This window comes from Kosakonia oryzae, from assembly GCF_001658025.2.
GTDB classification, from domain to species: domain Bacteria; phylum Pseudomonadota; class Gammaproteobacteria; order Enterobacterales; family Enterobacteriaceae; genus Kosakonia; species Kosakonia oryzae.
On record NZ_CP014007.2, the window covers coordinates 5,105,832 to 5,119,248 of the forward strand.

Consider the following 13,417-nt stretch of genomic DNA (forward strand, 5'->3'; position numbering starts at 1 on the left):
ATACTGAGTCAAAACGAAAATGATTTCCACGATACAGAAAAAGGAGCCAGCCGATGGTCGCTTCCGTTCCCGCAAAACGTGGCAGAAAAGCCACCGCGCCAGCCGCTCCGGCCGGCGGACAAGTCCAGTCATTGACCCGTGGTCTGAAACTGCTGGAATGGATCGCTGAATCCCACGGCAGCGTCGCGCTGACGGAGCTGGCGCAACAGGCCGGTTTACCCAATTCCACTACTCATCGACTGCTTACTACCATGCAGCAACTGGGCTTTGTCCGTCAGGTTGGCGAGCTGGGCCACTGGGCGGTCGGCGCACATGCTTTTATTGTCGGCAGTAGCTTCCTGCAAAGCCGTAACCTGATGGCGATTGTGCATCCCATCCTGCGTAAGCTGATGGAAGAATCCGGTGAGACGGTCAATCTTGCCGTGCTGGATAAAAGCGATCATCAGGCCATTATTATCGATCAGGTGCAGTGTACCCAGTTAATGCGGATGTCCGCGCCCATCGGCGGCAAGCTACCGATGCACGCCTCCGGCGCAGGTAAAGCCTTTTTAGCACGGCTGGATGATGAGCAGGTCGGTGATCTGCTGCACCGCCAGGGGCTGCACGCCTATACCCACGCGACGCTGGTGTCGCCAGTGCATCTGAAAGAGGATCTCGCCCAGACGCGCAAGCGCGGCTACTCTTTTGACGATGAAGAACATGCGCTGGGTCTGCGCTGCGTTGCCGCCTGTATTTATGATGAACACGGCGAGCCGTTCGCGGCGATCTCTATCTCCGGGCCAATATCGCGTATGACTGACGACCGCGTCACCGAACTGGGCGCCATGGTCATTCGCGGCGCAAAAGAGGTGACGCTGGCCTACGGCGGAATGCGTTAATTACTTTCATTATTACCTCCTTATCCATCGAATAAACCCTGCAACTTATTTATCTCCCCTGCGACAAGAATCGTCTCAACTCGCGGGGGAGATTATCTCCAGTCATAAAAGGGTTATCTCATTGTCGTCACACCAGGGCGATGGCACCGTGTCGGCACGTTTTTTCATGAGATTATGATGATGAAGAGTAAAGCCCGCATTCTGGCATCTATCATTATGTGCTTGCCCTTTTCCGCAATGGCGCATGTGAAGTGGTTCGTTAATTATGGCGTTGAGCAAACGCCGCTATCGATAACATCATTGACCGGTGCGATGAGCTTCTGGTTATTATTGGCATTTTCAACGGCAGTAATATTTGCGACATCGGTACTCGACAGAAAACTGCCTTCGTTTATCGATTGCCACCGCTGCCATCCCTTTTTAAATCATGCACATAATTACGTCCCGCAGATTATTCGCTGGGGTGCAGCACTCTTTTTCCTGGTGCTGGGCGCATTCTTCCCGCAGGTTATTCTGACCCCGGAGCTGGTCGTTGCTAATCCGTGGCTTAGATATGTTCACCTTATTATTGCGCTTACCGCATTTTCGAGAAAAACGAGCTTTTTCTCCGGCTTCTTAATTATTCTGCTCTATCTCTATGCCGTGCAGCTTTATGGTGCGAACCATATGCTGGACTATTTTATCTTCATTGGTATCGCAGTTTATTTAATTACCCAGAGCACCCTGAAACAGCAGGCGTACGGCAAAGAACTGGAATTTCTGCGTCTGATTCTTTGCTACTCATTCCTGTGGGGAGCGATTGAGAAATTCCTGCATCCTGGTTTGTATTACCAATTGCTGACAACGCATAGCTATCTGGCCATGGGCCTGAACTGGGAGTTCTTTGTCCGTGCCTGTGGTTTCGTGGAATTATGTCTGATTTGGCATATCTTCAGCGGCAGACTGGCAGGTTACGCCTGTATCGGGCTGTTTGCCATCATCGTGGTGCTGGCCTTTATTCCGTTTGGCATTACCGACTTTGTTGGCCATCTGGTGTTTATTTTCCCGCTGGTCGCGCTTTTACTGACGCCGCGCAAAACGCACCTGTTCCGCACCGCCAGCGCGAGTACGCTCGCCTTTTTGCTGACGCTCGCGATTTTACTGTTCTTTAGCTACGCCGCTTATAACGTGCTGCAATTCAACCTGCACGTCCACTAAGCGCTCAGCCCGCCTGCCGTAAGGTGCCAGCGCCGAAGCGTATGCTAAAGCGCTGGCGCTTACGGTAGGCATAGACATCTTCCACGTGTCCCTGTCGGATGCGTTCCTGTAGCCCCCGCCAGTAATCGGCGCGCAATAAATCGGCGTGCATCTCCTCAAACAACGGGCCGATTTCTGGATCGGCGCACAGCCAGTGGCGAAACTCCTGCGGAAAAACATCGCCGGGCGCCACGCTGTACCAGGGTTCAGCGCTCAATTCATCTTCCGGGTAACGCGGCGGCGGAATATCACGGAAATTCACCTCGGTCATATAGCAAATTTCATCGTAGTCGTAGAACACGACGCGGCCATGACGGGTGACGCCAAAGTTCTTGAATAGCATATCGCCGGGGAAAATATTAGCGGCGGCAAGCTGGCGGATTGCGTTGCCATACTCTTCCACTGCATCACGCAGTTGCTGACCTTTGACCTGCTCAAACCAGATGTTCAGCGGCACCATGCGCCGCTCAATGTAGAGATGGCTGATAGCGATACTGTCGCCGAGATCGGTAATTTTACCCGGAGCCTGTTCCAGCAGTAACGCCATCAGCGCGGGCGAGATTTGCCTTTTTTCCAGCACAAAGTTTTCAAATTCCTGCGTATCGGCCATGCGACCGACGCGATCGTGCTCTTTGACCAACTGGTAACAGGCGCGAACATGCGCCGCGCTCATCTCTTTTTGCGGAGGAAAAACGTCTTTGATCACTTTAAATACCCGGTCAAAGCCCGGCAGCGTAAAGACCAGCATCACCATGCCGCGAATGCCCGGCGCTTCAATAAACTGCTCATTGCTGGCACGGATGTAGTTCAGGTATTCGCGATAACTTTCGGTTTTGCCGTGCTTCTGGCAGCCAATCGCCATATACAGCTCGGCGGTGGTTTTGCCCGGCAGGATCTCCCGCAGCCACTCCACCGTCGCGGCGGGCAGCGGCGCATAAACCATAAAATAGGAGCGGGCAAAGCCAAACACGATGCTGGCTTCGGCAGGCGTGGTCAGACAGGTATCGACAAACAGTTCGCCTTCATCCGTGCGGTGGATCGGCAGCAAAAAGGGCAACGTTGCCTGTGGCGTAACGAGTTTGCCAACCAGCCAGGCCGCCTTATTGCGATAAAACAGTTCATTTGCCACTTGCAGATGCGATTTCGCCAGCACTTCGGGGCCGAAAGCCTCCTGCAGATGCGCCGTGATATAACCGATATCGCGCGTTTTATCCTGCCACGGCAGGCGCAGCGGTAAATCCGTCAGCACTTTACTGAGTAACGCTTCCCAGCCGCGTTCCGGCCAAAAATCTTTCGCCAGCGGGCGCGGGATGGTGCGAAAGCGACGCTCCGGCTGCGAGCTAAAGATAAATAAGCGTTCCGGCGTTAATGATCGATGATCGAACAGGCGGCAGTAGACCGAATTAAAAAAACTTTCGGCAATCTCAAAACGGGGGTAATCCGGCAGTAGCCGGGTGTAATGCTCTTTAACCCGCAGCAGAAATGCCGCGTCGGGGCTTTGGCTGTCGGTGATGCAGCGTAACTGCTCCACCACCAGGCCAACATGATGGTCGTAAAGATGAATGCGCTGCTTCATCGCCTGCTGTACAGCCTGCCAGTCCGCCTGTTCAAAACGCTGCTGGGCGCCGGATGTGACCTCCAGGAAGCGCCCATATTGCGCATCGAAGCCTTGCAGAATGGTTTGTGCAATCAGTAGTTCCAGGCCACGCGACATCTTTTGTCCTCATGTCGGGCAAAGTGTTGCCGGAGAGCGTTATCCGGAGGAGCCGCAAACCCGGCAGCTTTTGCCTGCCGGGTATCGACAATCAGAACTGCGCTTCTTCGGTCGAGCCTGTCAGCGCGGTCACCGATGAGGTCCCGCCCTGAATAATGGTGGTGACCCTGTCGAAGTAGCCCGTACCAACTTCCTGCTGGTGAGAAACGAAGGTGTAACCCTCTTTGCCTGCGGCGAATTCCGGCTGCTGTACCTTCTCGACGTAGTGTTTCATCCCTTCGCCCTGCGCATAGGCGTGGGCCAGGTCGAACATGTTGAACCACATGCTGTGAATACCGGCGAGGGTAATGAACTGGAATTTGTATCCCATGTCCGACAGCTCCTGCTGGAAGCTGGCGATGGTGTTGTCGTCGAGATTCTTTTTCCAGTTGAACGACGGCGAGCAGTTGTAGGCCAGCAGTTTGCCAGGGTATTTTGCATGGATCGCATCGGCAAAACGGCGTGCCAGCTTGAGGTCTGGCGTCGAAGTTTCGCACCACACCAAATCGGCATACGGTGCGTAAGCCAGCCCGCGGCTGATAGCTTGCTCAACCCCGGCATTTGTGCGGTAGAAACCTTCGCTGGTGCGCTCACCGGTAATAAAGGCGCTGTCATAGGGATCGCAGTCGGAAGTGATCAGATCGGCTGCATCCGCATCGGTACGCGCCACCAACAGCGTCGGGACGCCCAGCACATCTGCCGCCAGACGCGCAGCCACCAGTTTCTGCACCGCTTCCTGCGTCGGCACCAGCACTTTGCCGCCCATATGCCCGCATTTTTTCACCGACGCGAGCTGATCTTCAAAGTGAACGGCAGCAGCACCGGCTTCAATCATCGATTTCATCAGTTCAAAAGCATTCAGCACGCCGCCAAAACCGGCTTCGGCATCCGCCACGATTGGCAGGAAATAGTCCACAAAACGCGGATCGCCCGGTTCAATACCGGAAGCCCACTGGATCTGATCGGCGCGGCGGAAGGTATTGTTAATCCGTTCGACCACCGATGGCACCGAGTTCGCCGGATAAAGCGACTGATCCGGATACATGCTGGATGCCAGGTTAGCATCTGCGGCAACTTGCCAGCCGGAGAGATAAATAGCCTCGATCCCCGCTTTCGCCTGTTGTAAGGCCTGGCCACCGGTCAGCGCGCCAAGGCTATTGATATAACCCTTTTTCGATTCGCCATGCAGCAGCCGCCACATTTTGGCCGCGCCCAGTTGCGCCAGCGTACATTCCGGGTTGACCGAGCCGCGTAATTTCACCACCTCTTCCGCGCTGTATGGGCGGCGAATGCCTTCCCAGCGCGGTTGCGTCCACTCTTTTTGTAATTCTTCGATTTGTTGGGTACGGGTTTTCATATGCAGATGCTCCATAGGGTGTCGGGTGGTTGAATTAAGCCAGTAAGCGATAGCCGGGCAACGTCAGGAAGTCGATCAGCTCGTCAGAGGTGGTGATCTGCTCCATCAGGCGCGCGGCATCATCAAAACGACCGCTGCTGAATCGGTGCTCGCCCAGCTCGTCCTGAATAACCCGCATCTCTTCGGCCAGCATCTGGCGGAACAGCGTTTTGGTTACCGGTTTGCCGTTGCTGAGCGTCTTTTCGTGGTGGATCCACTGCCAGATAGAGGTGCGGGAGATTTCGGCGGTGGCGGCATCTTCCATCAGCCCGTAAATCGGTACACAGCCATTGCCGGAGATCCACGCTTCAATGTATTGCACCGCCACGCGAATATTGGCGCGCATTCCCTCTTCGGTGCGTTCGCCTTCACACGGTGCCAGCAGTTCCTCGGCGGTGATTGGGGCATCGTCTTCACGGCTGACAAACAACTGGTTTTTATTCTCGCCGAGGGCGGCGTTGAACACGTCCATCACCGTATCGCCAAGGCCCGGGTGAGCAATCCAGGTGCCGTCGTGACCGTTACGCGCTTCGAGTTCTTTGTCGGCTTTCACTTTATTCAGCACCCAGTTGTTGCGTTCGGCATCTTTACTGGGAATAAACGCCGCCATGCCGCCCATCGCGAATGCGCCGCGGCGATGACAAGTTTTGATTAACAGGCGGGAATAGGCGCTGAGGAAAGGCTTATCCATGGTGACCACCTGGCGATCCGGCAAAACCCGATCCGGATAGTTTTTCAGGGTTTTGATATAGCTAAAGATGTAATCCCAGCGTCCGCAGTTCAGCCCGACAATATGGTCGCGCAGCGCGTGCAGGATTTCGTCCATCTGAAACACCGCAGGCAGCGTTTCAATCAGCAGCGTTGCTTTGATAGTGCCGCGCGGCAAATTGAACCGGTCTTCGGTGTAACTGAACACCTCACTCCACCAGGCCGCTTCGTGCCAGGACTGGGTTTTCGGCAGATAAAAATAGGGGCCGCTGCCTTTGGCGAGCAGGTTTTTATGGTTATGGAAGAAGTAGAGCGCAAAGTCGAACAGACTGCCGGGGATCGCTTCACCACGCCAGGTCACATGTTTTTCTGGCAGATGTAAGCCGCGCACGCGACAAACCAGAACCGCTGGGTTGGGCTTTAACTGATAAATCTTGCCAGCTTCATTGGTGTAGCTGATGGTGCCGTTGACCGCATCGCGCAGGTTGATCTGCCCATCGATCACTTTGTCCCAGTTCGGCGCCAGCGAATCTTCAAAATCAGCCATGAAAACTTTGACGTTGGCATTCAGCGCATTGATGACCATTTTGCGCTCCACCGGCCCGGTGATCTCCACGCGGCGGTCGAGCAGATCTTCCGGTATTCCACGAATCGTCCAGTTGGATTCACGAATGGAAGCTGTTTCCGAAATAAACTCAGGCAACGTACCGGCATCAATTTGTTGCTGCTGGCGCTGACGCGCTGCCAGTAGCTGATTACGTTTTGGCGTAAAGCGCGTTACCAGCTCGCTCAGAAACTCCACCGCTGCCGGAGTAAGGATCTGCTTCTCCTGCTCGCCGTACGGCTGTGTAAAGGCCAGTTCATCGGTTGTTGTTGCCTGTTGTGTCATGGTGCGATTCCTCTTTTTTGCAGCAAAGACATTTCCCAATGCTGACGAAGATCGTTTGTGCAGTTTTCGTTCAGCAGGATCAATCCTGGCTAATAAATTTTCCAAAATCAAAAACAATTTCCATTTTTAAATAAAAAAGAAAATAACTAACTGATAACAATGAAGTTATAGTTTTATTATGTTGAGAAGTGGTTTTCGGAAATAAAAAAGGCGCCCGAAGGCGCCTGGTATATAGGGCTGAAACGCTTAATCCAGCGTTGGATTCATGTGGCGCAGATCGTATGGCGTGATCTGGTAGACGTAGTAGTTGAGCCAGTTGATGAACAGCAGATTGCCGTGGCTGCGCCAGGAGGCGCGCGGTTTATTCTGCGGATCGTCTTTCGGGAAGTAGTTATGCGGCAGTTCAGGACTGAGGCCCGCGTCCACATCGCGGAAATATTCATTCGCCAGCGTGTTGGCGTCGTACTCCGGGTGGCCGGTCACGAAAGCAATGCGTTTATCTTTGCTGGCAAACAGGTAGGCATCGCCCTCTTCTGTTTCGGCCAGAATCTCCAGATCGGTGTAGTCGCGGATCAATGCAGACGGGAAATCCGCATAACGGGAGTGCGGAGCAAGGAACACATCGTCAAAACCGCGCGTCAGCAGCGCATGGGGATGAAGGATGTGGTGTTCATACACGCCGGAGAGCTTTTCACTGCGGGTCTGCTTGGGAATGCCATAAAGAATATTGAGCGCGGCCTGGACCGCCCAACAGACAAACAGCGTTGAGGTTACGTGATCTTTCGCCCACTCCAGTACCTGCTCAATCTGCGGCCAGTAGGCAACATCGTTAAACTCAACCAGGCCCAGTGGCGCGCCGGTAACAATCAGGCCATCGTAGTTTTCGTGGCAGATTTCATCAAAATTACAGTAAAAAGTATTCAGGTGCTCAGCTGGCGTGTTACGCGACTCGCGGGAATCGATGCGCAGCAGGCGTACATCAACCTGTAGCGGGGAGTTCGATAGCAGACGCAGGAACTGATTTTCCGTCTCAATCTTCTTTGGCATCAGGTTCAGGATCAACACCTTCAGAGGGCGGATTTCCTGAACTGTCGCGCGCGAAGTCGTCATCACAAAGACGTTCTCGTCACGCAAGAAATTGACGGCTGGCAGCTCGTCCTGCACCCGAATCGGCATAACTTATATCCTCACTGCATACGTTTAAACGTTTAGACATCCAGATAGCCGAAGATACCCAGGAATCAGCAAAATGTCGAGTCCGCAAGTGAAAGGTGAGAAAGTTTCACGTCACGGTCCGCCTATGAAATGATTTTAGATTTTTTGTCGCGCTGTGAAGGGGGAATTTTTGGGCTGGCTCAGTACAGCCAGCACCTGCTGATCGCTCAGAGGAACCTAAATTCTGCTGAAACAATAGCAAAAAAGCCCCGGGCCTGCGCCCGGGGCTTCCCCGCCTGTTCCGCGTCAGCGTTTATCTGACCGCAGACGCAAAAAGGCCATCCTTACGGATGGCCTCTTCACTGGTTTGATGCCTGGCAGTTCCCTACTCTCGCATGGGGAGACCCCACACTACCATCGGCGCTACGGCGTTTCACTTCTGAGTTCGGCATGGGGTCAGGTGGGACCACCGCGCTAGTGCCGCCAGGCAAATTCTGTTCACCGCCATGCCACCAGGGCACACCGGTCTAATCTGTATCACGCTGAAAATCTTCTCTCACGCCAAAACATCTTCGGCGTTGTAAGGTTAAGCCTCACGGTTCATTAGTACCGGTTAGCTCAACGCATCGCTGCGCTTACACACCCGGCCTATCAACGTCGTCGTCTTCAACGTTCCTTCAGGAGACTCGAAGTCTCAGGGAGAACTCATCTCGGGGCAAGTTTCGTGCTTAGATGCTTTCAGCACTTATCTCTTCCGCATTTAGCTACCGGGCAGTGCCATTGGCATGACAACCCGAACACCAGTGATGCGTCCACTCCGGTCCTCTCGTACTAGGAGCAGCCCCCCTCAGTTCTCCAGCGCCCACGGCAGATAGGGACCGAACTGTCTCACGACGTTCTAAACCCAGCTCGCGTACCACTTTAAATGGCGAACAGCCATACCCTTGGGACCTACTTCAGCCCCAGGATGTGATGAGCCGACATCGAGGTGCCAAACACCGCCGTCGATATGAACTCTTGGGCGGTATCAGCCTGTTATCCCCGGAGTACCTTTTATCCGTTGAGCGATGGCCCTTCCATTCAGAACCACCGGATCACTATGACCTGCTTTCGCACCTGCTCGCGCCGTCACGCTCGCAGTCAAGCCAGCTTATGCCATTGCACTAACCTCCTGATGTCCGACCAGGATTAGCTGACCTTCGTGCTCCTCCGTTACGCTTTAGGAGGAGACCGCCCCAGTCAAACTACCCACCAGACACTGTCCGCAACCCGGTTCACGGGTCAACGTTAGAACATCAAACATTAAAGGGTGGTATTTCAAGGCTGGCTCCACGCAGACTGGCGTCCACGCTTCAAAGCCTCCCACCTATCCTACACATCAAGGCTCAATGTTCAGTGTCAAGCTATAGTAAAGGTTCACGGGGTCTTTCCGTCTTGCCGCGGGTACACTGCATCTTCACAGCGAGTTCAATTTCACTGAGTCTCGGGTGGAGACAGCCTGGCCATCATTACGCCATTCGTGCAGGTCGGAACTTACCCGACAAGGAATTTCGCTACCTTAGGACCGTTATAGTTACGGCCGCCGTTTACCGGGGCTTCGATCAGGAGCTTCTCCTTACGGATAACCCCATCAATTAACCTTCCGGCACCGGGCAGGCGTCACACCGTATACGTCCACTTTCGTGTTTGCACAGTGCTGTGTTTTTAATAAACAGTTGCAGCCAGCTGGTATCTTCGACTGATTTCAGCTCCACGAGCAAGTCGCTTCACCTACCTATCAGCGTGCCTTCTCCCGAAGTTACGGCACCATTTTGCCTAGTTCCTTCACCCGAGTTCTCTCAAGCGCCTTGGTATTCTCTACCTGACCACCTGTGTCGGTTTGGGGTACGATTTCGTGTTACCTGGAGCTTAGAGGCTTTTCCTGGAAGCAGGGCATTTGTTGCTTCAGCACCGTGGTGCCTCGTCATCACGCCTCAGTGTTAAAGCACTCCGGATTTGCCTGGAGCACACACCTTCACGCTTAAACCGGGACAACCGTCGCCCGGCCAACATAGCCTTCTCCGTCCCCCCTTCGCAGTAACACCAAGTACAGGAATATTAACCTGTTTCCCATCGACTACGCCTTTCGGCCTCGCCTTAGGGGTCGACTCACCCTGCCCCGATTAACGTTGGACAGGAACCCTTGGTCTTCCGGCGAGCGGGCTTTTCACCCGCTTTATCGTTACTTATGTCAGCATTCGCACTTCTGATACCTCCAGCAACCCTCACAGGCCACCTTCGCAGGCTTACAGAACGCTCCCCTACCCAACAACACATCAGTGTCGCTGCCGCAGCTTCGGTGCATGGTTTAGCCCCGTTACATCTTCCGCGCAGGCCGACTCGACCAGTGAGCTATTACGCTTTCTTTAAATGATGGCTGCTTCTAAGCCAACATCCTGGCTGTCTGGGCCTTCCCACATCGTTTCCCACTTAACCATGACTTTGGGACCTTAGCTGGCGGTCTGGGTTGTTTCCCTCTTCACGACGGACGTTAGCACCCGCCGTGTGTCTCCCGTGATAACATTCTCCGGTATTCGTAGTTTGCATCGGGTTGGTAAGCCGGGATGGCCCCCTAGCCGAAACAGTGCTCTACCCCCGGAGATGAATTCACGAGGCGCTACCTAAATAGCTTTCGGGGAGAACCAGCTATCTCCCGGTTTGATTGGCCTTTCACCCCCAGCCACAGGTCATCCGCTAATTTTTCAACATTAGTCGGTTCGGTCCTCCAGTTAGTGTTACCCAACCTTCAACCTGCCCATGGCTAGATCACCGGGTTTCGGGTCTATACCCTGCAACTTAACGCCCAGTTAAGACTCGGTTTCCCTGCGGCTCCCCTATACGGTTAACCTTGCTACAGAATATAAGTCGCTGACCCATTATACAAAAGGTACGCAGTCACACCCGAAGGTGCTCCCACTGCTTGTACGTACACGGTTTCAGGTTCTTTTTCACTCCCCTCGCCGGGGTTCTTTTCGCCTTTCCCTCACGGTACTGGTTCACTATCGGTCAGTCAGGAGTATTTAGCCTTGGAGGATGGTCCCCCCATATTCAGACAGGATACCACGTGTCCCGCCCTACTCATCGAGCTCACAGCCTGTGCGTTTTCGTGTACGGGGCTGTCACCCTGTATCGCGCGACTTTCCGGACGCTTCCACTAACACACAAGCTGATTCAGGCTCTGGGCTCCTCCCCGTTCGCTCGCCGCTACTGGGGGAATCTCGGTTGATTTCTTTTCCTCGGGGTACTTAGATGTTTCAGTTCCCCCGGTTCGCTTCACAGCACTATGGATTCATGCTGTGATGATGCACCGAAGTGCACCGGGTTTCCCCATTCGGACATCGCCGGGTCAAGGGTTCATATCACCTCGCCGGCGCTTTTCGCAGATTAGCACGTCCTTCATCGCCTCTGACTGCCAGGGCATCCACCGTGTACGCTTAGTCGCTTAACCTCACAACCCGAAGATGTTTCTTCCGATTCATCATCGCATTGCGAAAATTTGAGAGACTCACGAACAACTTGCGTTGTTCAGTGTTTCAATTTTCAGCTTGATCCAGATTTTTAAAGAGCATATATCTCAAACATGACTCGTAAGTCAGTTTTGAGATACGGATGGGCAACGCCTTTCACACATTCCCGCGCAAGTGGCGTCCCCTAGGGGATTCGAACCCCTGTTACCGCCGTGAAAGGGCGGTGTCCTGGGCCTCTAGACGAAGGGGACACATAGTCTGCTTCGCAAGACGCCTTGCTTTTTACTTTTCATCAGACAATCTGTGTGAGCACTTCAGGGATGGGTTCTTTTAAGGTAAGGAGGTGATCCAACCGCAGGTTCCCCTACGGTTACCTTGTTACGACTTCACCCCAGTCATGAATCACAAAGTGGTAAGCGCCCTCCCGAAGGTTAAGCTACCTACTTCTTTTGCAACCCACTCCCATGGTGTGACGGGCGGTGTGTACAAGGCCCGGGAACGTATTCACCGTGACATTCTGATTCACGATTACTAGCGATTCCGACTTCATGGAGTCGAGTTGCAGACTCCAATCCGGACTACGACGCACTTTATGAGGTCCGCTTGCTCTCGCGAGGTCGCTTCTCTTTGTATGCGCCATTGTAGCACGTGTGTAGCCCTGGTCGTAAGGGCCATGATGACTTGACGTCATCCCCACCTTCCTCCAGTTTATCACTGGCAGTCTCCTTTGAGTTCCCGGCCGGACCGCTGGCAACAAAGGATAAGGGTTGCGCTCGTTGCGGGACTTAACCCAACATTTCACAACACGAGCTGACGACAGCCATGCAGCACCTGTCTCACAGTTCCCGAAGGCACCCCGGCATCTCTGCCAGGTTCTGTGGATGTCAAGACCAGGTAAGGTTCTTCGCGTTGCATCGAATTAAACCACATGCTCCACCGCTTGTGCGGGCCCCCGTCAATTCATTTGAGTTTTAACCTTGCGGCCGTACTCCCCAGGCGGTCGATTTAACGCGTTAGCTCCGGAAGCCACGCCTCAAGGGCACAACCTCCAAATCGACATCGTTTACGGCGTGGACTACCAGGGTATCTAATCCTGTTTGCTCCCCACGCTTTCGCACCTGAGCGTCAGTCTTCGTCCAGGAGGCCGCCTTCGCCACCGGTATTCCTCCAGATCTCTACGCATTTCACCGCTACACCTGGAATTCTACCTCCCTCTACGAGACTCCAGCCTGCCAGTTTCGAATGCAGTTCCCAGGTTGAGCCCGGGGATTTCACATCCGACTTGACAGACCGCCTGCGTGCGCTTTACGCCCAGTAATTCCGATTAACGCTTGCACCCTCCGTATTACCGCGGCTGCTGGCACGGAGTTAGCCGGTGCTTCTTCTGCGGGTAACGTCAATCGGCACGGTTATTAACCGTACCGCCTTCCTCCCCGCTGAAAGTGCTTTACAACCCGAAGGCCTTCTTCACACACGCGGCATGGCTGCATCAGGCTTGCGCCCATTGTGCAATATTCCCCACTGCTGCCTCCCGTAGGAGTCTGGACCGTGTCTCAGTTCCAGTGTGGCTGGTCATCCTCTCAGACCAGCTAGGGATCGTCGCCTAGGTGGGCCATTACCCCGCCTACCAGCTAATCCCATCTGGGCACATCTGATGGCAAGAGGCCCGAAGGTCCCCCTCTTTGGTCTTGCGACGTTATGCGGTATTAGCTACCGTTTCCAGTAGTTATCCCCCTCCATCAGGCAGTTTCCCAGACATTACTCACCCGTCCGCCACTCGTCACCCGAGAGCAAGCTCTCTGTGCTACCGTTCGACTTGCATGTGTTAGGCCTGCCGCCAGCGTTCAATCTGAGCCATGATCAAACTCTTCAATTTAAAAGTTTGATGCTCAATGA

General features: G+C 54.0%; 6 protein-coding genes, 1 tRNA gene and 3 rRNA genes. 2 read left to right on the plus strand and 8 right to left on the minus strand.

Annotated elements, in window-relative coordinates; genetic code table 11:
- Positions 1–53 precede the first annotated feature (53 nt).
- On the plus strand, positions 54–878 hold the full coding sequence (iclR, locus tag AWR26_RS24185; RefSeq protein ID WP_043955751.1) for a glyoxylate bypass operon transcriptional repressor IclR: 825 nt from the start codon (positions 54–56) through the stop codon (positions 876–878).
- A 174-nt stretch (positions 879–1,052) separates the two neighbouring features.
- A complete protein-coding gene (locus AWR26_RS24190) occupies positions 1,053–2,075 on the plus strand; it encodes a hypothetical protein (protein ID WP_139227937.1) in 1,023 nt (340 codons plus the stop codon).
- Positions 2,076–2,079: 4 nt separating this feature from the next.
- On the opposite strand, the gene aceK is transcribed toward AWR26_RS24190, so the two are convergent.
- From aceK to AWR26_RS24230, 8 genes are all read right to left on the minus strand, one after another.
- Entirely contained in the window at positions 2,080–3,828 is a 1,749-nt protein-coding gene (gene aceK / locus AWR26_RS24195) for a bifunctional isocitrate dehydrogenase kinase/phosphatase (protein ID WP_064568835.1), read from the minus strand.
- Between the two features lie 91 nt (positions 3,829–3,919).
- Positions 3,920–5,224: an isocitrate lyase gene (aceA, locus tag AWR26_RS24200; protein ID WP_043955757.1), complete on the minus strand. Its 1,305-nt coding sequence runs from the start codon at positions 5,222–5,224 to the stop codon at positions 3,920–3,922.
- A 34-nt stretch (positions 5,225–5,258) separates the two neighbouring features.
- The gene (gene aceB / locus AWR26_RS24205) at positions 5,259–6,860 is read right to left on the minus strand and encodes a malate synthase A (protein WP_064568836.1); all 1,602 of its coding nucleotides are present in this window, start codon (positions 6,858–6,860) and stop codon (positions 5,259–5,261) included.
- A 246-nt stretch (positions 6,861–7,106) separates the two neighbouring features.
- Positions 7,107–8,036, minus strand: coding sequence for a homoserine O-acetyltransferase MetA (gene metA / locus AWR26_RS24210; RefSeq protein WP_064568837.1), 930 nt, complete (start codon positions 8,034–8,036; stop codon positions 7,107–7,109).
- Between the two features lie 351 nt (positions 8,037–8,387).
- Positions 8,388–8,503, minus strand: a 5S ribosomal RNA gene (gene rrf, locus AWR26_RS24215).
- A 94-nt stretch (positions 8,504–8,597) separates the two neighbouring features.
- Positions 8,598–11,502, minus strand: a 23S ribosomal RNA gene (locus AWR26_RS24220).
- Positions 11,503–11,696: 194 nt separating this feature from the next.
- Positions 11,697–11,772, minus strand: a tRNA-Glu gene (locus AWR26_RS24225).
- 85 nt (positions 11,773–11,857) lie between these two features.
- Positions 11,858–13,397 (minus strand): 16S ribosomal RNA (locus tag AWR26_RS24230).
- Together the 16S, 23S and 5S rRNA genes with 1 tRNA gene alongside form the textbook arrangement of a ribosomal RNA operon.
- Between the last annotated feature and the right edge of the window lie 20 nt (positions 13,398–13,417).

What these genes read in the sequence shown, in the direction of transcription:
- iclR (WP_043955751.1), top strand. Translation starts at nt 54, where the DNA reads ATGGTCGCTTCCGTTCCCGCAAAACGTGGCAGAAAAGCCACCGCGCCA.
- AWR26_RS24190 (WP_139227937.1), top strand. Translation starts at nt 1,053, where the DNA reads ATGATGATGAAGAGTAAAGCCCGCATTCTGGCATCTATCATTATGTGC.
- aceK (WP_064568835.1), bottom strand. Translation starts at nt 3,828, where the DNA reads ATGTCGCGTGGCCTGGAACTACTGATTGCACAAACCATTCTGCAAGGC.
- aceA (WP_043955757.1), bottom strand. Translation starts at nt 5,224, where the DNA reads ATGAAAACCCGTACCCAACAAATCGAAGAATTACAAAAAGAGTGGACG.
- aceB (WP_064568836.1), bottom strand. Translation starts at nt 6,860, where the DNA reads ATGACACAACAGGCAACAACAACCGATGAACTGGCCTTTACACAGCCG.
- metA (WP_064568837.1), bottom strand. Translation starts at nt 8,036, where the DNA reads ATGCCGATTCGGGTGCAGGACGAGCTGCCAGCCGTCAATTTCTTGCGT.